The organism is Burkholderia sp. BCC0398 (genome assembly GCF_902833245.1).
In the GTDB taxonomy this organism is placed as follows: Bacteria; Pseudomonadota; Gammaproteobacteria; order Burkholderiales; family Burkholderiaceae; genus Burkholderia; species Burkholderia sola.
Genome location: NZ_CADFEM010000002.1, coordinates 37,496 through 57,503, shown reverse-complemented (window position 1 = coordinate 57,503; position 20,008 = coordinate 37,496). Strand labels below are relative to the sequence as shown.

Below are 20,008 nucleotides of genomic sequence, written 5' to 3'. Positions count from 1 at the left end.
ACGCGATGGCACGTAAAGGCATCATCCTTGCTGGCGGTTCGGGTACGCGGCTGTACCCGATCACGCACGTCGTCTCGAAGCAGCTGCTGCCGGTGTACGACAAGCCGATGATCTACTACCCGCTGTCGACGCTGATGATCGCGGGCATTCGCGACGTGTTGATCATCTCGACGCCGCAAGACACGCCGCGCTTCGAGTCGATGCTCGGCGACGGCAGCCAGTGGGGGATGAACATCCAGTACGCGGTGCAGCCGTCGCCCGACGGTCTCGCGCAGGCGTTCATCATCGGCAAGGAATTCGTCGGCAATGATCCGTCCGCGCTGATCCTCGGCGACAACATCTTCTACGGCCACGATCTCGCGAAGCAACTCGAGCGCGCGCATGCGCAGGAAGTCGGCGCGACCGTGTTCGCGTATCACGTACATGATCCGGAACGTTACGGCGTCGTCGAATTCGACAAGTCGTTCCGCGCGTTGTCGATCGAGGAAAAGCCCGCGAAGCCGCGTTCGAATTACGCGGTGACGGGCCTGTACTTCTACGACAACCGCGTGTGCGACATCGCGGCCGACATCAAGCCGTCGCCGCGAGGCGAGCTGGAAATCACCGACGTCAATTCGCGGTACCTGAAGGATGGCGCGCTCAACGTCGAGATCATGGGGCGTGGCTATGCGTGGCTCGATACCGGCACGCACGATTCGCTGATCGAGGCGGCCAGCTTCATCGCGACGCTGCAGAAGCGGCAGGGTCTCGTGGTCGCATGTCCGGAAGAAATCGCCTATCGCCGCAACTGGATCGACGCGGAGCAAGTGCTGAAGCTGGCACAGCCGCTCGCGAAGAACGCATACGGTCAGTACCTGAAGAACATTCTCACGGATCAAGTCGCATGGCCATCCAAGTAACGGCGACGGCGCTGCCCGAAGTCAAGATCATCGAGCCGAAGGTGTTCGGCGATGCCCGCGGTTACTTTTACGAGAGTTTCAACGCGCGTGAGTTTGCCGAACTTGTCGCGCCCGGTATCGAATTCGTGCAGGACAATCATTCGCGTTCGGCGAAGGGCGTGCTGCGCGGCCTGCATTATCAGATTCAGCATGCGCAGGGCAAGCTGGTCCGCGTAGTCGAGGGTGAGGTGTTCGATGTCGTGGTCGACTTGCGCCGCAGTTCGCCGAATTTCGGCCGATGGGCCGGCGCGAATCTATCTGCCGACAACTACCGGCAACTCTGGGTTCCGCCGGGGTTCGCGCACGGCTTCGTCGTGCTGTCCGAATCGGCGCAATTTCTCTACAAGACGACCGACTACTGGTTTCCCGAGCATGAGCGCAGCATCGTTTGGGACGATCCAGACATCGGAATCGCATGGCCGATCGAGGGTGAGCCGGTGCTGGCCGCGAAGGATGCGGCGGGCAAGCGCCTTGCCGATGCAGACGTGTATGCGTGACCCAATACAGAGGGGCGAATGATGGTTGCCGAAAACGGTAATCGCACGATTCTCGTCACGGGAGTCAGCGGCCAAGTTGGTTTCGAACTGTTGCGCACATTGCAGGGGCTGGGGAGCGTGATCGCGATCGATCGTAATGCACTCGATCTACGACGTCCCGATGCGATCCGGACGCTCGTGCGCGAAGCGCGTCCGTCGATCATCGTCAACCCGGCCGCGTATACTGCGGTCGACCAGGCGGAAACGGATCCCGTGACGGCGCGGCAAATCAATGCCGAAGCTCCCGCCATACTTGCCGAAGAGGCGAAGCGCCTGGGCGCGGTATTCGTTCATTACTCGACCGACTACGTGTTCGACGGTAACAAGACCGGGCCGTATGTCGAGGGCGATACGACCGGGCCGCAGAGCGTATATGGTGCGACGAAGCTCGAAGGTGAGCAGGCGATCGCGGCTGCGGATTGCGCGTATTTCATTTTTCGCACGAGCTGGGTGTATGGGCGGCGGGGCAAGAATTTTCTGCTGACGATGCTGCGTCTTGCCGAGCAGCGGCCCGAGCTGCGTGTGGTTGCCGACCAGATCGGCGCGCCGACTTGGTCGGCAACCGTTGCAACCTTGACCGCGCACGTGTTGGCGCAGGGTGTCGGCGCATTGGGCGAATTGCACGAGTGGGCGGCGCCGCGAAGCAGCGTGTACCACCTGACGGCCACCGGCAGCACGTCGTGGGCTGGATTCGCGGAAGCGATCTTCCAGTGTGCGGATCTGGCATCTGCGCCGCGTGTCGTGCCGATCCCGGCGGCCGACTATCCGTTGCCGGCGAAGCGTCCCGCGAATTCGCGACTGGATACGTCGAAGCTGACCGAGGTGTTCGGCATCACGCCACCGGACTGGCGTGATGCGCTCGATCTGTGTCTCGGTGGCGCATGTTGAGCGGTATCGGTCCCGACGAAGTCGGAGCAGTTGTGGTTTTCTATAACCCGGACCGCGCCTGCATTGAGCGCGCCAATCGGATCGCGAAACTGTGCCGCTGTGTCGTCGTCGACAACACGCCGGCGGAAGCCCATTCGGCGGAAGTCGAGCGTGCACTCGATGCGCGTGTCGGCTATCTGGCGAATATGCGCAACGTCGGCATAGCGACGGCGCTGAATCAGGGGCTGGAGCATCTCATTGCGGAGGGCCGCAAGTACGCGCTGCTGTTTGATCAGGACAGCGAGCCAACCGAAGTGCTGGTGCGCGAGCTGGTGCGCGTGATGAGCGAATGCGTTGCGCGGCGCGAGGCGGTTGCAGTGATTGGGCCGGCCTATGAAGATGCGCGGCTACGGGGCGTGGCGCCGTTCGTGCGATTCGGCTATTTTCGCCTGAAGCGAATCGCGCCGCTGGGCGACGAGCCGATCGACGTGGACTTCCTTATCACGTCGGGTTCGTGCGTGAATCTCGGATGCTGGAGCGACGTGGGGCGCATGGACGATTCGCTGTTCATCGATTTCGTCGACACCGAGTGGTGCATACGTGCGCGCTCACGCGGTTACCGCGTGGTCGGCATACCGTGGCTGAGAATGCAACACGAACTGGGCGAAGAGCCGATTCGTGCGCTGGGTCGCGGTTATCCGATGCACAGCCCGGTACGTCACTACTATCTGTTTCGCAACGCCGTGGCGTTGCTGAAGCGAAGGTATGTCCCGTGGACGTGGAAGTCCACGGAGCTGATCAAGCTTCCCGTGCGGTTGGTCATTTACGCGCTGTATGCGCCGGACGCGCGCGCGCATTTGACGATGGCGCTGCGTGGCATCCGGCACGGGTTGGCCGGCCGGACGGGGATGCTGTAACGAATTGTGAGAATGCAGAACGACGCGGGTGCGCGTCAATCGAATTGGCCAATGCGCGGCTCGTCGGCAAGGGCAAAGGCATGCTTCGACGCATCGAGCGTGAGGTTGGGATTGTAGGCGGGATCGTTGAACAGTGCCGCGCCCCAGCGTTGTTCCATGAAGAGGATTTCTCGCCGGAAACGTTGCGCCTTCTCTGGCGAAAGATCGGAGCCACGCGTCGCGGATTCGTGATGGTACAGCTCGGCGTGAGGTGTCCAGACATTGCGATAGCCGGCATTGCGCACGCGAATGCAGAAATCGACGTCGTTGAAGGCGACAGCGAGCTCCTCGTCGAGTCCGTGCACTTCATCGTAGATCGACCGACGAATTAGCAGGCAGGCGGCAGTGACGGCTGACACGTTCTGCGTGGACACGGCTCTGCCGAAGTAACCGAATGCGCCGCGTGGCAGCCTGGCATGGCTGTGGCCCGCCACGCCGCCGACACCAAGTATCACGCCACCATGCTGGAGCGTATCGTTCGGGTACCACAGGCAAGCGCCGACGGCGCCGTTGCCGGGCTGCGCCGCGAGGGACACCATTTCCTCGAGCCAGTCGGGCGTGATGACCTCGATATCGTTGTTGAGCAGGCAGATGTATTCGCCGTGCGATTGGCTGACTGCGACGTTGTTGAGCGCCGAGAAGTTGAATGGACGGTCGTCGCGTATCACGCGAACGTTCGGGCGTTGATGCAGCGAATCAAAGTACGCGAGCGTTTCCGGCTTCACGCTGCCGTTGTCGACGATGACGATCTCGAAGTTCGGGTATGTGCTGCGGTCGAAAATGCTCTCGACGCATTGCCGAAGCAGTTCGACGCCGTCGCGCGTGGGAATCACGATCGAAACGAGCGGCGCGGGTGCCGGCATTGTGTAGCGCACGCGAATGAGACCGATGTCGCTCGCGGTTTGCGAGACGGTGGCCTTGACGCCGACGCGCTGCAAGTGCGCTTCGACGGCGCGAATGCCGGCGGTCAGCGCGTACGGCTTTTCCGCACCGGAGGCCGCTGTGCTGCCGGGAACGACGCGCCAGTGGTAGAGGATGTGAGGTATGTGGTGAACCGCGTCGTGTCCGGCCTTTTCGATGCAACGCATTGCAAGGTCATGATCCTGGCTTCCTTCGAAGCCCTTTCGGAAACCACCGACCTCGCGAATGAGCGCCGCTTCGTAGACGCCGAGATGGGAGAACAGGTTTTGTGTGAGGAACAGCTCCGGGTTCCAGTCGCTCTTGAAGTACGGGGCAATGCGCTGGCCTTCTGGTGTCAGCTTGTCTTCGTCACTGTAGAAGAGGCGAGCGCCGGGATGTTCATTGATCGCCTTGGCGACCATGTATAGCGCATGTTCCGGAAGGATGTCGTCGTGATCGAGCAGCGCGACGTATTCTCCGGATGCGCACGCGAGTGCGCTGTTGCTGGCTTCGGCGATATGGCCGTTTCGATCGCGCAGCACGACCTTAATGCGGGCGTCGCGCGATGCGTAATCGGCAAGTGTGCTGCGTACCGCGTCGATCGTGGACGCATCATCGGCGATGCAGAGCTCCCATTGGGGGTAGATCTGTGCTCGCACCGACTCGATCATCTCTTGCAGTAGTGCGATGTCGCTGTTGTAGGTGGGCACGACGATCGAGATTAGCGGACGGCGCTCAAATTCCGAGACGGCTGTCCGCAGCTCGGCGCGTTTGCTCTCGTCGATGGTGTCGTATTGCGCGATCCAGCGAGCGTAGATCTCGGGGCTGTCCTCGAACGTATCGTGCGCGAGAATCCGGTTGGCGCGACGGCGGATGCCCTGCACGCCCTCTTTGCGCCATATCGCGTAGTAGTGGCGGAGTGCGGTGACGAGGCCGCCGCGCGCGCGCAGATGGCCAGAAACGGAGCGGGCCGAATGTCCGGCGCGACGCGCGGCATCGACACCGGCGCGCAATGGCGCGGTGATGCGCCACGATGCCGATGCGTGAATGGCGGCAAGGTCAGCCGAGAGCTGTTCGATGATGGATTGTTTGTTCGCGCTCGATTGCGCGCGCGTTTCCGCGGCGGCGAGCTTTCGCTGGAGATCGGCAACGTTCGCTTCGAGCTCGGCGATGCGCGCGTCGGCATGCTGGCCTCCCACGGTGACCGGGCTTGGGGATGCCGTCTCTCGGTCGGCGTTGGGCGAATCGCTGGGAGTTTGCATGATCGTGAGAATTGGACGGGTAGTACGGACCGTGACCGTGCAGCCATGCGGTCACTGTATTAGGCGACCGATTATAGCGGAGGCATGTGCCCACGCCGCGCCGGGCGGCGTGGTTGGCACGGGTGCAGGACATTGGCGTGAAACGAGAAAAATCCAATGAATTCAGCGGTATATGTGGCCTGTTGAGCGGCGCAGGATGGAACTTCGGGGTTGGGGCCATTACAATACGGCCTCGAAACCGGGAGGGCATGGGCGCCGCCGCGACATGGGGCGGCTACCTGCGATGCAGTCTGCTTTCGTGGCGTGCGATGAGGAACGGTTATGCCGGTGATGCGACGGGATACACGCACGCCAGCGTGAGTGGATTGTTATTTTTTGAGATTAAAGGGTCACACGAAACATGCAACAGTTATCTGCAGTACGAGGCGGCGAAAGCAGAGCGACGCTTGCGATACGGGACGTGGTGGACGGGATCAAGGCGTATCCGATCTGGACGACACTCGCGTGGCAGGATATTCGCCAGCGTTATCGGCGTTCGGTGCTGGGGCCGTTCTGGATCACGCTCACGATGGTTGTCACGATCGCCGGCATGGGGCCGCTCTACGGCGCGTTGCTCAACATCAAGACGGAAGAGTTCGTTCCTTATCTCGCGCTCGGCATCATCACGTGGGGACTGATCTCGTCGCTGATCCTCGACGCGTGCAATGCGTTCATCGGCTCGGACAGTATCGTGCGTTCGGTACGGCTTCCGCTCTCGCTGCATATATTCCGCTCGGTCTACCGGAACGTGCTGTTCTTCGCGCACAACATACTCGCGTTTGTGCCGGTGATGCTGTACGTGAAGATCGTGCCGACGCTGCAGTGGCTGATGGTCATTCCCGGCCTGCTGATTATCGTGATCGCTGCCGTGCCGCTATCAATCCTGCTCGGCATTTTCTGCGCGCGGTTCCGCGACATGCAGCCCATCGTCGGTAGCGTTGTCCAGCTCGCGTTCTTTCTGACGCCGATTTTCTGGAAGCCCAGTGCGCTTGGTCACCGCGCATACGTTGCGCACTACAACCCGCTTTACATGTTTCTCGAACTCGTGCGAGGACCGCTGTACGGGACGATGCCGGATGCTTCCGTTTACGTGGGTGCCATCATCACGACGGTGATCCTGTTTGTGCTTGCGATTCCGCTGTTCATCCGTTTTCGTTCCCGTATCGCGTTCTGGATCTGAGTCATGGCATTTCTTAATCTCGACAATTGCAGCCTCAACTTGCCGGTGTATGGCGCAAGCAACCGCTCGCTGAAGCAAATGATGCTGTCGTCCGTGACCGGCGGGCGGATCGCATCGGATAGCCACAAGTTGACGGTAGTGGAAGCATTGCGCGGTGTGTCCCTCGACATTCGTGCTGGGGACCGCGTTGGACTCATCGGCCATAACGGCGCAGGCAAGACGACGCTATTGCGTCTGCTTGCCGGTATTTACGAGCCAACTTCGGGCGTATTCCGTAGTCAAGGGCGCGTCACCAGTCTGCTAGACCTGACGCTCGGGCTGGACTACGAGGCGACCGGGTACGAGAACATCGTGCTGCGCGGGCTGATTCTTGGTTCATCCAAAGCTGAAATGCAACGGCTCACGCCGCAGATTGCCGAGTTCTCGGAGCTAGGCGATTACCTCAACATGCCGGTGCGGACTTACTCGAGCGGTATGGTGCTCCGATTGGCGTTCGCGATCGTGACGAGCGTGCATGCCGATGTGCTGTTGATGGACGAGTGGCTCAGTGTAGGTGACGCCGATTTCGTGAAGAAGGCGGAGAAGCACATGATGGATTTCGTCGGCAAGGCCGACATTCTTGTGCTTGCGTCGCACAACTGGAACATCATCGACGATCTTTGCAATGTAATCGTCGAGATGGAGGCCGGGGCTGTCAAGGAAGTACGGCGGGTTTGAGTTTTCTGGCATGCATCCTGTGAGTTCGGTTCACGTCGCCATTGCATTTCAGCAACGCGTTGTATGCGACGCAACGTCGCGCGCGTCCGGTTGCGGTCGTTCTACTGCCAGACGGAACGGCGTGGCAAGGTTCGCGCGATTTTCGGCAGTCGCGCGGAGACCCGCGCGCGCGGGGAGCACATGTCGCTGCTAAAGGTCTTCGTTACAAGTGAACTCTTTCCATTCACGCATGGTGGAATCGGTCGCGTCATTGCCAATCTGCTCGACCTGCCGGAGCTTTCCGGCGCCGGCGATTGCCGAGACAAACCGGCGGTGGCCGTAGTCTTCACGGGCGAGTCGTTCGACGAGGGGCGATTCAACGCACGCTTTCCAGGCGTGCTGTTTGTTGATGCAACGCCGCGAACGTATGTCGAACGCGACAGCGATACTGGTTTTCGCTACGTTCATCCGGATCTTTACACGACGCATCCGTTGCACGCCGTCTCCGTGAGGGCAATGCAAGCGCTCAGGCGGCTCGAACGCGAACATGGTCCGCTGGACTACATCGAGTTCCCGGATTGGGGCGCGGCCGCGTTCGCGACGATGCAAGAAAAGCAATTAGGTCTTGCTTTTCAGGGCGCAACGATCGCCGTGCGTTTGCACACGTCGGACAGCGTGCTGAACTCGATGGAGGCGCGCACCGTCGATCAGGCGGCGCTTTCCCTGCTCGACCTGGAGCGCAAGGCACTGGCTGATTGCGATCTGATCATCGGCCAGGTGTCGGGAACGGCGGCCGCCATGCAGCAGATCTTCGATTTCGACGATGCGCAATGGTTGCCACGATTACATATCGATGCGCCGCCCGTCGTGCTGGATTACGGCACGCCGGTGCAGGCGTCGATCACGGTCACGTGGGATACGCCGATCGTCTTTTCGTCGAAGATACAACGCATCAAGCGTCCTGATATTTTTGTGCGCGGATGCTGCGATTTTCTCCGGCTAAATCCGCGCTATTGCGGGCAGATTCGTCTGATCGCGATGGCGACGGATATGGACTATCTGGCCGAAGTGCGCCGTCTTGTCCCGGGCGATTTGCTCGATCGATTCCACTTTGCGACCGATGCCGACGCGGCCGAACGTCATCGCATTATCAGCGAGTCGGTATGCGTCTTTCCAGGAACATTCGAGTCATTCTGTCTCGCGGCATATGAAGCGTCCCTCTCCGGCGCGTTGTGCGTACTGGCGGACTCGAATCCAGCATTCGGGAATGATTCGCCGTGGCAGGACGGCATCAACTGCGCGAAGTTCGACGGATCGCCAGCCGGCTTGGCTCGTGCGTTGTCCATGGTGTTCGCCGTGCCGCGAGCGCTGTACCCTGTTGTCGTTCCAGCGGGGCCAAGGCCCTGGACCTTGGCGAAGGACACTCGCCCGCCTGAGCGGGTGTCGGGCGTTGCGCTCGTCAGCGTTCTGATTCCGCACCATAACCTTGGCGGCTACGTCGAGGAGACAGTCGATAGCGTGCTCGGCTCGGCGTATCCGAATATCGAGCTGATTGTCGTTGACGATGCGTCGACTGATCCCGAAAGCCGTGACGCCCTCCTGCGATTGCAGGCCAGAAACGATGATCGGGTAAGGATTGTCTGGTCGACACAGAATCGCGGGCTGGCCGCCACGCGGAATCTGGCGCTTTCACACGCACGCGGCGAGTTCGTGCTGACGCTTGATGCCGATGACTTGATTGATAGGCAGTTTGTGTCGATCGGCGTGGATGCCCTGACGCTTAACCCCGGCGTGTCGTTCGTCGTGCCGCAAACGGCCTATTTCGACGATCGGCACGATGCGGACCCGGCGGCAGACGTGTGGACCCAATGTATCACCTTCGTGGGCGAAGCGAGATCGTCCGGGTTGTGCCAGAACCGCTTCTCGACGGCAACCATGATGGGGCGCGCCGAAGTGCTGCGGTCGTTGGGGTATGACGAATCACTGAGCGCCTACGAAGATTGGGATCTGTACATGCGGGCCGTGATGGCGCAGAGTCGTTTCGTTGTCACGAACGCTGTTCATTTTTATTACCGTCGGCGTGCGCAGTCGATGATACATTCCGACGCGGCGGCGCGCCGGATCGGAATGTATTACCACGACATTCTGCGCAAGAAACGCGTCACATTTGGAAGCATGGCGCTGCCGATGTATGTAATCGAGGGAATTAGCGGCACGGTGCACGGGGAGTCCGTCGACACAATGCGCGCGAAGCTCGCGGCGTACGAAGGGAGCGCTGCCGTTGCGGTAGCGCTGGCATTGCAGGTTCGTCTGAATCGGCTTCCGCGCTGGATGCGAGCAGGATTGAAACGGGTGGCGTACTGGATGATGCCTTCCAGAAGGGCAAGGCGTGAGCAGATCATTGGCGTACGCGCCGACAGGTAGGTGAGGTCATCAATGGAAAAGGCAAATCAGAACTATTGGCTGCATCAGTCAGGCGCGGATTACGAGCGTCAGCAGAACTGGCGCGCGGAGCAAGGGCGCGCCGCGTACCGAGCGCAGGAGGCCTGGTTGATCGAGCACCTGCGCGATCGCAGTGAACAACTCGGTCGGCGGGTGCGCGTGCTCGACTTCGGCTGCGGTTTCGGGCGCATGACGCGCGTTCTGTCGGCGTACCCGTTCATCGACTACTACGGCTACGATTTTTCTGAAACGATGATCCGGCAGTTGCTGGACGAGCCGCCAGCGACGTTGCCGGACGCAGGCAGTCGCATCCGTGTCGCGCCAAGCGTGACGGAAGCGTTTGCAGGAACCACATTCGACGTCGTCTTCACGGTGTCGGTGCTGATTCACAACACGCGCGAGGATGCTGCGCGTCTGCTCGCGGAGATGAAGGGTCTCCTGCAAGCGGAAGGCTATCTGTTGCTGATCGAGAATCAACTCGTGCCGTTTGATCTTCGAGAAAACAATTGGCATGGCGGCTGCTGGGTGCATGATTACGTCGGTGATCTGGCCGTCGACAGCAACGTGCAGGTTTTCCACGATGTCATTCAAAGTCACGACGTTTACAAGATCGAGCCAGTCGGCACGAATGGCCGTCGGGTTTCGATCGTGCAATCCGATGGCCAGGTTCGGCCTCTGGACGAGTGCGAGCGAATGAGAATGAGCCTGCCCAGATTGAAGATCGCTCTTCAAGGACTCGCGGGCGAGTTGGAGCAGAGCGATGTTGCGGTGCTCGAAGGAAAACTTCACGACTTTGCCGAAACAACCGAAAACCAGCAGCGGCTCATCGACAGACAGCAGCGCACATTGGAAAGCCAGCGGATCGAGATCGAACGATTGCGCAAGGAATGCGCAGATCTGCGAGAAGTGCAGGACCTGCGCAAACGTCTGCATCGTGTCATGACCGATGCGCATCGCGAAATCGCACCGATTCATGTGGTGCCGGTTGCGACGAGCGACGACCCGCAGACGAATTTCACGAACACGTTCCCCGACGTGCGGATTGCGGAATGGCAGGCGCCGCGCGATACGATGTACGCCAACGCAGACACGCGATTCGACCGTGTATGCCATATCTTCCATAACGACTGGATGGGTATCCGTTCGGCTGTCGGTGCGCTACCTGGTTACAAGCTTGCGATTCCGTCATCGACGGGAATCCCCGTGCACGAGATCGAAGTCGTCATGCAACGATTGCAGGATCACGGGATCGAGAAGATCGTCCTGCACGGCGTTTCCGATTCCATGTACGCATTGACGCACGCGCTCGCAGCCAACGGATTTGGCGAGCAGTATCTCGTCTGGCACGGTACGACGGCGCAATGGGTGTGGGAGGACGAGCGGCGCTACGCGCAGATGGCGATTCGCATGGCGCGTGAAGGTCGAGTCAAACGCTTCAGCGCAATTCGGCGCGGCCTTGGGCCGGTCGTCGGGCAGCGCAATTTCGCGCCGCAATTGGTCAACATGCCGCCCAGGGTCAACAACGGTCAGGTGCGACGGCGGCCGCCCCGCTCGGGGAGCTATAGCGCGCTCGCGCCGTCATGGAATGACTTACGGAAGAATCTTGCAACGAACGTTCTCGCTGCGCACACCGTGAACTCGGTGGATTCCATCTATGTAGTTGCAAAGGACTTCGAATTGCCGAAGTGGATTTCCACGAAAGTGAAGAAGGTGGGATATCGCGATCACGCGAGCATGCTCGAACTGATGGCGACGATGGACATCGTATTGAACGTAACGACCATCGATTGCCATCCGATGGTCGACCTCGAGGCCATGTCGGTGGGCACGCCGTGTGTACGTGGGCCGCTGTTTCTCGATGGTCTTGAAAGCCACCCGTACGTGCGTCTCACTGCCGTCGACAATCCGATGAGTGTCGAAGATGTCGCGCACTGTATCGGGGAGGTGCTCGATACGAATGAAAGTGAGCTCATCGGCATGATGGATGACTACAAGCGTCAGCTTCACGAGCTGTCGGCGCAACGCTATGCCGAATTCCTGGCAATTTGAGGACGAGGGACCAATGAGAGTTTTCGTAACCACCGAGCTGTTTCCGTTTACGCACGGGGGCATTGGTCGCGCCATCGCCAACATGTTGTCGTCGTTCGATTCCGAGCAGGCGGCGCGCACGGCCATTGTTTGGGTCGGCGACAATCTCGATTCGAATCGATTTGCGTCGGTATATCCGCAGATCAAGCTCATAGTTGCATCGAAATTAAATTATGAGCTTGTCGATGCGAGCGGCGTTTGCTATCCGCCGGAATGGGCGTTCACGGACACGGAATGGCACTGGCGGTCGGTGTGCGCTCTACAGGGGCTCCGCAAGCTCGCAAGTGAAGTCGGTACACTGGACTACATTGAATTTCCCGACTGGGGTGGACTCGGCTTCGCGACGACACAGGAAAAGCTGCTAGGCCGCGAATTCGACGACAGCGTCGTCGCGGTCCGGTTGCATACGGTGGACAGCCTGCTTGCCGACGTCGATAGCCGGCTGGTCGACAAGCATGCGCTTGCGACGTACGATCTTGAGCGCAAGGCGCTGGCTGATTGTGATTACGTCATCGCTCAGATTCCGGAAGTCGGACACGCGATCAAGGCATTCTTCGGCTTTTCCGATGAAGAATGGCTGCCTCGCATGCATGTCCACGCGCCTCCCGTAACCCTCGATTTCGGGGGGGGCGCGGAAGAATCGATCACGCCTTGCGCGGATACGCCGATCGTATTCCCGTCGAAGATCCAGCATCTGAAGCGGCCGGATCTCTTTCTTCGCGGGGCGTGCGGATTCTTGCATGCCCACCCGGAATATCGCGGAAACATCGTATTTGTAGCGCATTCGTCGCCGGATGCTATGGCGCGGCTGCAGCGGATGGTTCCGCCGGATCTGAAAGGACGCTTTGTCTTTCTGGAAAATGCCAGCCCGGTCGAGCGCGCACATCTGCTGTCCCGGTCGATCAGCGTGACGGCTTCGCAGTTCGAGTCATTCTGTTTGTCCGCGTATGAGGCTTCGCTCGCCGGTGCCATTTGCGTGTTGAATGGCAACAATCCCGCATTCGGTGATAGTTCGCCATGGCGCGATGGCATCAATTGTTGCAAGTTCGACGGTACCGCGGAGGGACTTGCTGCCGCGCTTGCCGTTGCCTATGCCGGTGGCGTTCGGGAAGTCGTGAAAACACCTTCTGGTCCGTCGCCGTGTAACGTACTGCAGGCGCGGCCAACTCCGAAGCTGGTCGAGAATCGCCCGCTCGTATCGGTAGTCGTACCGCATTTCAACCTTGGCGAATATTTGCCTCGCACTCTGGATTCGATCCTGGCGTCGACATACGAGAACGTCGAAATCGTTATCGTTGATGATTGTTCGACTGACGCGCTGAGCTGCGTCACGATTGAACGTATTCAGACGTTGGGGGGGCGCATACGGATCATTCGGAACCCTATGAATATCGGGCTCGCGGCGACCCGAAATGTTGCACTTCGGCATGTACGCGGCGAGTTCATCCTCACGCTCGACGCCGACGATCTCATTGAGCCGCAGTTCATCGAAATCGCGGTCAATGCATTGCAGTGCAATCTTGCGTTCGATTTCGTCGTGCCGCAAACCGGATTCTTCCTAGATCGGGAGGAAGGGCAGATCGGTCGACAGGCTGCATTTGCCGATTACGCGGTGTTCTATGGCGAAGCGCGGGCGTTGGGCATGTATGAGAACCGTTTTTCGACCGCGACGTGCATGGCCCGTACGACTGTCTTGCGCGAGCTAAAGTATCGAGAAGAACTTGAAGCGTATGAGGATTGGGATCTCTATGCTCGGGCGCTTGCCGCCGGAAAGCGCTTCATTGCGACGAATGGCATCCATTTCTTCTATCGGCGTCGTGCGAATTCGATGTATCACACGCCGGAGCGTGTCGCGCGCCACCGTGCGCTGTACCACGCGTTGTTGACGGGCAAGATGGTCGAGGCCGGACAGGTGAAGCTCCCGCTCTATGTGCTGGAGGGCGGACAGGGTGCGCATGTGGCGCCCGGCACATCGGAGGAGGAGCTTCATGCATTGCGAGAGGAGCTTGCCTTCTATCGGAACAGCAGAGCCATTTTTGCGACGCGGAAAATTGTGGAGTACGTTAGGACCAAAGCGCCATGGGCGATCAATCTAACGCGGCGTGCGATGCAAAGCGCATGGCGGGTACGGAGGCGGTTGCGTTCCTAGTAGCAGTCAATTGCCCAGCGTCGGAGTGGGAAATTGGTTCGTGTCGGAATACGTAGGGAGCGCGGCACGGGACTTGAGGAAGAAGTCCGACGCAAGATCATCGCTCCGTATGCGCGCGGCGCGAGCGTGCTCGGCCCAGTAATTCGACTTCCGACCCTTCAAAGTCATGACCGGGTTGCACGATTGCCTTCGCCCAGCCCGCAATATTCCGGGATGAGCATGGAATTGCCCGCGTATGCGGATCTGGATCCATGGGGTAGGCGTTCGACGCAGCTGGTTGCCCAGCCAATGCTTTCCATTTTCATCTACGGGTCAAACATATGACCTTGCTTGAACCCGGGCGTCAAATTCATCGGCTACAATGCTTGCGCGATAACTTTCTTACTGTACTTGTAAGACTGAACGTTCGATGTGCAGGCGTCGCCTTCGCCGCGGGCTGTACCGAACCAAAGCATTGCCCAACGTTTCTTCAATCGTATCGGACATTTTCACCACGCCCTAGCTTGATACGACAAGCTCGCTGGCCACGATCTTGCCTTCGGCGCGTGCCAGCTTCGTTGGGCGCCCGGTGAGAGTGTCAACAGACCCAAGACGGAGTGGGGCATGATCGGGCGCTGCAATACATTTGCGCCATTCGCGAGGAGCCGAAGTCCTTGCGGGACCGATTCGGCGTTCGGCAAATCGTTGAACGATGTGGGCGTTGAACGATGTGGGCAGGTATTGGACAGCATTGACAGCACTTGCGGCCAAACCTACAGTTGCAAGCGCGGGGGGCGATTTCTGCACGTAAATGGAAAAGAAAACTTATTTAGTGACCGGTGCGTCGGGGTTTATCGGTCGATCGCTCGTCGAGCGGCTACAAGGGAACGGTCATGTCGTGCGCCGTGCAGTGAGACGGGTTGTGGACGGCGCAAACGACGTCGAGTGCTCGCTTGGTGCGTCGGTCGATACCTGGCTCAACGCCATTGACGGCGTCGATGGTGTTTTTCATCTGGCATGGTCGACCGTGCCGCGAACGGCGAATAGTGCGCCACTCGACGACGTGGCCACTAATGTCATGGGTACTGTTGCGCTGCTCGAGGCGATGCGCCAGCGCCCAGGCATTCCCTTCGTCTTTGCTTCCTCGGGCGGGACTGTCTACGGGGTGCCCGAAGCCCCACTAGTCTCTGAATCCCACCCGCTCCGGCCCCTCAGCGTGTACGGCGCGTCGAAGGCATCGGTTGAAGGCTATGCGATGCTCTATCGTCGCCAATTCAGTGTGGACACACGAATTCTGCGAGTCAGTAATCCGTTCGGCCCCGGACAGAACGTCGATGGCCAGTTAGGCGCCGCATCGATCTTCGCTTGGCGTGCGCTTGCTGGTCTTGACATTCGGATATGGGGCGACGGTTCGGTTGTCCGCGATTACCTGTATATCGAAGACGCGGTAGATGCGTTCGTCGCGACCATGAATGCGAGGAGCGCCGCGTTCGGCAACGCGGACCCTATCTTCAACATCGGCTCTGGTGAGGGCACGTCGCTCAAGCAGATCGTCGAGACGATCGGCAACATTCTAAGTACGCCAGTGTGCGTCAAGTACGAGGCCGCGCGTTCATTTGACGTGCCGGTCAGCATTCTCGACGTATCGCGTGCTAAAGAGGTGCTTGGTTGGGCGCCGAAGACGTCCTTCCGGGACGGTATGAGCGAGACGATCGCTTGTTTTTCCAAGAACATGGCATTTCAGCTGTGTTCGGACTGAAGGACCTCGATGGCTACCGTTTCGGTTATTGTCCCCTTTTTCAATCAGTTGAAGTATCTCCGGCAGTGCCTGGAGAGTGTCCTGAAGCAGACATCTAAGGACATCGAAGTTCTGCTTGTGAACGACGGCTCTGCTGAAGATCCTGTGGAACTCGTGCGTGCGTTAGACGACCCTCGCATCAGGTTGATCGAGCAAGCGAATGCGGGTGTGGCGATCGCGCGGAATAACGCGATTGCGGCCAGCAGCGGAGAGTTCCTGGTATTCCTGGATGCCGACGATTGGCTTGCACCCACGATGATAGAGGAGTTGTCACAGGTGCTTGTCGACGACACGGATGCCGGTATGGCTTATTGCGATATCGTCCGCGTCAATGAGCAGGGGGACGTGGCGGATGCGCACAAAGTTGCGGATGCACGAACCGAACTGAATGGAAATATCTTGCCCTCGCTCATACTCGGCGGATATTTTCCGCCGGCCTGCGTAATGGTGCGTGCGTCCGCCCTCGACACGGTGGGCACCTTTGATAAGTTGCTCGGGGGGTGTTGTGATTGGGACTTGTGGATCCGGATCGCAGCGTCCGGGTTTACGGCGCGATTCGTGCCACGAGGACTCTGCTACTACCGGCTCCATGATCAGTCGATGAGCAAGGATTCGGCGCACATGCGCTCTACGGCTGAGGCGACGCTCGCCAAGAACATGGCGGCCTTTCCCAAGCAATTGGCCGGCGCAATTCAATTGCTGATCCAGACGTCGGCAGAGATATATTCGACGAATGTCGCCCTCGGGCAGGAGCGATTGCGCTTGGTCGAATCGCAGCAGGAGCACGAACAGGAAATTCAGCGTCTCGAAGGGATTGCCCGCCGGCTCAAAGACGATACCGGATCGCTGACGCAGGCCAAGCAATGGTTGGAACAGCAGTGGAGCAACTATAAGACGGCCAACGTTGCCTTGGAGCAGGACAAGCAACATCTTATTTCAGCTCTTGCCGGCCACCGAGCTGAGATTGAACGGCTCGAAGCAATGGTGACGAAATTCAAAAGCGACATCAATGAACTTATTACCGGGAAAGAATGGCTAGAGAAAAAGTGGGGCGAATGTCGCGAAATCAATGCTGCAACCGAGCTGGAAAACCGGAATCTGAAGGAATCGCTCGCGCAACAAAAGGCAGAGATCAGGCTGGCCTCAGAGCCCGTCTCGGATCGATCCGCACAGTCGGGGCGCAGTACATCAACTATGCCAATTAATCTATTTCGGGCTGCGCGGCGACGCGTAGGGGGAATTGCAAAACGGTTCACTGGATCGCCGGATGTATCGGTGGATGAAGCCGCATTGCTGCGTACATCGCCGTTGTTCGATGGTGCTTACTACCTGGCGACCTATCCCGACGTGGCGGATGCGGCCATCGATCCAGTTGTTCATTACCTGCAGTTCGGGTGGGCGGAAGCCCGGCAGCCGAGCATGTCGTTCGACGGTAACCGCTATCTTGACGACTACCCTGACGTCCGTGCCGCTGGCGTCAATCCGCTTGTCCACTACTTGACATTCGGCAGTCGAGAGGGGCGCCATGCCACGCCTGTGATGGCGCTCACGGCGGCCCAACCGGATTCCCATGTCGAGCCGTGCGATTCCAGCGCCTGCGACGTGGCGGAACAGTTGGTCGCGGGCACGAGGAAAGATTCCCCGGACGAAACCCGGCAGATCATCGAACAGTCTGGTCTGTTCGACCTCGAACTGTATTGCCGGCTCAATCCCGACCTCGCAAGTCTGCCCGACCCGCTCGAGCACTACGTTAGGCACGGAGGATTCGAGGGGCGGCGTGCCCATCGGTTCTTCGACGGGCGTTGGTACACGTGGGCCTATCCCGATGTCGCAGCAAGTGGCCTGCATCCGCTCGTCCACTACATGATGATCGGCCGGCCGCAAGGGCGGCACGGTGGGTTGCCCGCTCACGTGCTGGGTACGATCGAGAAAATGATCTCCGAAGCTGGTGCACTGGAATCCCCGATTCTGCTTGACCCCGCTTTTGCCGAGCCGGCATTGCTCCCGCTCAGTTACGGCGGACAGGCGTGGTCTGGAATCGGTGCCTGGCAACAGCTTTTCGATTCATTGCCGTGCGCGTTTGAGCATATCGTGTTCGTTCCGTGGCTGGTGCGCGGAGGTGCCGACTTGGCCGCGGCAAATGTCGTTCGCGCGAGCATCCAGGAAAACGGCATCGACTCCACGCTGATCGTATTGACCGATTATGATCGTAGCGATGCAGTCGAATGGCTACCGGCCGGCACTCATGTGCGCATCCTCTCCGAAATTGAGCCATCGCTCACACGCGCGGATCGCGTTCAGTTAGTGGAGTCGCTGATCTTTGCCTTGCGTCCGAAGTCGGTCATGAACGTCAATAGTGGCGCTTGCTGGGAAGCCATCGCAAAGAAGGGCGCCGCGTTGGGCAAGTTGACCGAGTTGTATGCCTGCCTGTTCTGTCGCGACTATACGCCGGACGGTCGCGCCGCTGGCTATGCCGACACACACTTTCGGGACTGCGTACCGTACCTGACGAAGGTCTATTTCGACAATGCCGGTTTCATGGATGAGCTGGCTGCGGATTACGGCGTTCCGGCCATTATGCGATCGAGGCTGGTCGTGCTTCATCAGCCTGTCAGCAACGTGGCGGTCGGGACGTATAAGGGCGGGGCGCAAGCGGGCAACCGGGTGATGTGGGCCGGTCGTTTCTGCAAGCAGAAGAACGTCGATCTCCTGATCGAGATCGTCCGGCGTGCGCCAGACTTCCACTTCGACATTTACGGCTATGGGGATGACGCGTATGCGACGAAGCTGGCCGAGGCGGAACGTGTGCTCGGCAATTTGACGGTCAAGGGCTCCTTCCCGTCGACGGCGAGCCTGCCGGTCAGTGATTACAATGCGTTCCTGTACACGTCCCTCTGGGATGGCTTGCCGCTCACGCTGGCCGATATCGCGTGCACTGGCATTCCCATGGTCGCGTCCGCGGTCGGTGGAATTCCGGATCTCGTGACGGAGCGGACAGGCTGGCTTATCCAGTCGTATAAGGACGCCGATCCATACGTTGCCGCGTTGCGGGACATTATCCGTCGTCCCGATGAAGCAAGGCAGCGCGCAGAGCGCATGATTGACTGGGTGCAAAGCGAGCACTCGTGGGAGCAGTTCTGCGCAACCCTTCGTGTATCTCCGTCGTTTATCAACTGACTATGCCGAAGTTCGATATCACTGCTGTTATCAACGGCCACGGCGAGGGGTTGCTTGCGCATGCCTCGCTCAACAGTCTTTCGCGCAGCGCGGACGTTGCGGCTGCGGCCGGATTACGTGTCGAAATGCTCGCCGTTCTCGACAAGCCGAATGCGCTGACGCTGCAAATTTTCGAAGAATACGCGTCGCGGCGCGAAGATCTTCGAATCGTGAGGGTTGAGCATGGCGACCTGGGCTATGCGCGAAATTCCGCGGCCGACGAAGCAAACGGGAAATGGATCGGGTTTCTCGACGCGGATGACATCTGGTGTGCCGACTGGCTCGTCGCGGCGTACAAGGCCGCTGAGGCCGATCCTCGCAACGTCGCCTGGCATCCGGAAGTGAACGTGTGTTTCGGCGCCACGCCGAACATCTTCCTGCACGTGGACATGGAAGATCCCAGCTTCCATGTCGCGCAGCTTGCATTTACCAATGCGTGGACGTCCCTCGTCTTCACATCCAAGGATTTCCTGAGGTCCGTGCCGTATACGGGCACTGACTTCAAGAACCACATCGGATATGAAGACTGGGGGTGGAACATTTCCGTCATTAATAGTGGCGGCATCCATAAGATCGTTCCAAAAACGTCGCATGCAATCCGGACCCGGCACACGTCCCTCGTGAAGCAGACGACGGCTGCGGGCTGCATCCCGAGGCCGTCCGATTTGTTTCGCAACGCGATCCGGAACCGCGCGACCAAGGAAGATGAGCGACTCCTTCTAGAACAAGCCGATTAGTGGCGCTATGTGAACGCGCTCCTTTGCGATAATCGTAAGTTCAGTCGGGAGGGTGGACTGCTCTGTATCGACCGTTGTTGCAGCCGATTCTGCCGCTGCGAGTCGTTAGAAATTTGCTGACTCACCCATCAATCTTCGATCGAGTTCAGAGCTTTTCGCGTCATACAGATTTAGCAGTTAGGCGCTCTGCCTGGTTTGCCACGCGCGATCGCCGCGCAACGATTT

Annotated in this window: 13 protein-coding genes; 12 read left to right on the top strand and 1 reads right to left on the bottom strand. The window is 59.4% G+C overall.

The window, feature by feature from the left end:
- Positions 1-5 precede the first annotated feature (5 nt).
- The 4 genes from rfbA to HWX76_RS04070 are packed head-to-tail and all read left to right on the top strand — an operon-like array spanning position 6 to position 3,258.
- Complete coding sequence (gene rfbA, locus HWX76_RS04085; RefSeq protein ID WP_176015547.1) at positions 6-899, top strand: glucose-1-phosphate thymidylyltransferase RfbA; 894 nt, start codon at positions 6-8, stop codon at positions 897-899.
- Positions 884-1,435, top strand: coding sequence for a dTDP-4-dehydrorhamnose 3,5-epimerase (gene rfbC, locus HWX76_RS04080; protein WP_176015546.1), 552 nt, complete (start codon positions 884-886; stop codon positions 1,433-1,435). The genes rfbA and rfbC overlap by 16 nt, the downstream gene beginning before the upstream one ends.
- Before the next feature lie 21 nt (positions 1,436-1,456).
- A complete protein-coding gene (gene rfbD / locus HWX76_RS04075; protein ID WP_176015608.1) occupies positions 1,457-2,362 on the top strand; it encodes a dTDP-4-dehydrorhamnose reductase in 906 nt (301 codons plus the stop codon).
- Positions 2,356-3,258: a glycosyltransferase family 2 protein gene (locus tag HWX76_RS04070; RefSeq protein ID WP_176015545.1), complete on the top strand. Its 903-nt coding sequence runs from the start codon at positions 2,356-2,358 to the stop codon at positions 3,256-3,258. Before rfbD ends, HWX76_RS04070 begins: the two co-directional genes overlap by 7 nt.
- 35 nt (positions 3,259-3,293) lie before the next feature.
- Here the strand turns inward: HWX76_RS04070 and HWX76_RS04065 are convergent, their stop codons facing one another.
- The gene (locus HWX76_RS04065; protein ID WP_176015544.1) at positions 3,294-5,459 is read right to left on the bottom strand and encodes a glycosyltransferase family 2 protein; all 2,166 of its coding nucleotides are present in this window, start codon (positions 5,457-5,459) and stop codon (positions 3,294-3,296) included.
- Positions 5,460-5,922: 463 nt separating this feature from the next.
- Here HWX76_RS04065 and HWX76_RS04060 point away from each other — a divergent pair, with 463 nt between their 5' ends.
- The 8 genes from HWX76_RS04060 (at position 5,923) to HWX76_RS04025 (ending at position 19,783) form a co-directional block, all read left to right on the top strand.
- On the top strand, positions 5,923-6,678 hold the full coding sequence (locus HWX76_RS04060) for an ABC transporter permease (RefSeq protein WP_244137943.1): 756 nt from the start codon (positions 5,923-5,925) through the stop codon (positions 6,676-6,678).
- Positions 6,679-6,681: 3 nt separating this feature from the next.
- Positions 6,682-7,395 (top strand): ABC transporter ATP-binding protein, encoded by a 714-nt coding sequence (locus tag HWX76_RS04055; RefSeq protein WP_065494192.1) that lies wholly within the window; start codon positions 6,682-6,684, stop codon positions 7,393-7,395.
- Between the two features lie 63 nt (positions 7,396-7,458).
- Positions 7,459-9,798 (top strand): glycosyltransferase, encoded by a 2,340-nt coding sequence (locus HWX76_RS04050; RefSeq protein WP_244137942.1) that lies wholly within the window; start codon positions 7,459-7,461, stop codon positions 9,796-9,798.
- 12 nt (positions 9,799-9,810) lie between these two features.
- Positions 9,811-11,865 carry a methyltransferase domain-containing protein gene (locus HWX76_RS04045; protein WP_176015542.1) on the top strand — a complete coding sequence of 685 codons (2,055 nt, stop codon included), beginning with the start codon at positions 9,811-9,813 and terminating at the stop codon, positions 11,863-11,865.
- A gap of 13 nt (positions 11,866-11,878) precedes the next feature.
- The gene (locus HWX76_RS04040) at positions 11,879-14,053 is read left to right on the top strand and encodes a glycosyltransferase (protein WP_176015541.1); all 2,175 of its coding nucleotides are present in this window, start codon (positions 11,879-11,881) and stop codon (positions 14,051-14,053) included.
- A gap of 790 nt (positions 14,054-14,843) precedes the next feature.
- On the top strand, positions 14,844-15,791 hold the full coding sequence (locus tag HWX76_RS04035) for an NAD-dependent epimerase/dehydratase family protein (protein WP_176015540.1): 948 nt from the start codon (positions 14,844-14,846) through the stop codon (positions 15,789-15,791).
- A gap of 9 nt (positions 15,792-15,800) precedes the next feature.
- Entirely contained in the window at positions 15,801-19,007 is a 3,207-nt protein-coding gene (locus tag HWX76_RS04030) for a glycosyltransferase (protein ID WP_176015539.1), read from the top strand.
- Positions 19,008-19,009: 2 nt separating this feature from the next.
- Positions 19,010-19,783 (top strand): glycosyltransferase family A protein, encoded by a 774-nt coding sequence (locus HWX76_RS04025; protein WP_176015538.1) that lies wholly within the window; start codon positions 19,010-19,012, stop codon positions 19,781-19,783.
- The last annotated feature ends 225 nt before the right edge of the window (positions 19,784-20,008 follow it).

What these genes read in the sequence shown, in the direction of transcription:
- rfbA (WP_176015547.1), top strand. Translation starts at nt 6, where the DNA reads ATGGCACGTAAAGGCATCATCCTTGCTGGCGGTTCGGGTACGCGGCTG.
- rfbC (WP_176015546.1), top strand. Translation starts at nt 884, where the DNA reads ATGGCCATCCAAGTAACGGCGACGGCGCTGCCCGAAGTCAAGATCATC.
- rfbD (WP_176015608.1), top strand. Translation starts at nt 1,457, where the DNA reads ATGGTTGCCGAAAACGGTAATCGCACGATTCTCGTCACGGGAGTCAGC.
- HWX76_RS04070 (WP_176015545.1), top strand. Translation starts at nt 2,356, where the DNA reads ATGTTGAGCGGTATCGGTCCCGACGAAGTCGGAGCAGTTGTGGTTTTC.
- HWX76_RS04065 (WP_176015544.1), bottom strand. Translation starts at nt 5,459, where the DNA reads ATGCAAACTCCCAGCGATTCGCCCAACGCCGACCGAGAGACGGCATCC.
- HWX76_RS04055 (WP_065494192.1), top strand. Translation starts at nt 6,682, where the DNA reads ATGGCATTTCTTAATCTCGACAATTGCAGCCTCAACTTGCCGGTGTAT.
- HWX76_RS04050 (WP_244137942.1), top strand. Translation starts at nt 7,459, where the DNA reads ATGCGACGCAACGTCGCGCGCGTCCGGTTGCGGTCGTTCTACTGCCAG.
- HWX76_RS04045 (WP_176015542.1), top strand. Translation starts at nt 9,811, where the DNA reads ATGGAAAAGGCAAATCAGAACTATTGGCTGCATCAGTCAGGCGCGGAT.
- HWX76_RS04040 (WP_176015541.1), top strand. Translation starts at nt 11,879, where the DNA reads ATGAGAGTTTTCGTAACCACCGAGCTGTTTCCGTTTACGCACGGGGGC.
- HWX76_RS04035 (WP_176015540.1), top strand. Translation starts at nt 14,844, where the DNA reads ATGGAAAAGAAAACTTATTTAGTGACCGGTGCGTCGGGGTTTATCGGT.
- HWX76_RS04030 (WP_176015539.1), top strand. Translation starts at nt 15,801, where the DNA reads ATGGCTACCGTTTCGGTTATTGTCCCCTTTTTCAATCAGTTGAAGTAT.
- HWX76_RS04025 (WP_176015538.1), top strand. Translation starts at nt 19,010, where the DNA reads ATGCCGAAGTTCGATATCACTGCTGTTATCAACGGCCACGGCGAGGGG.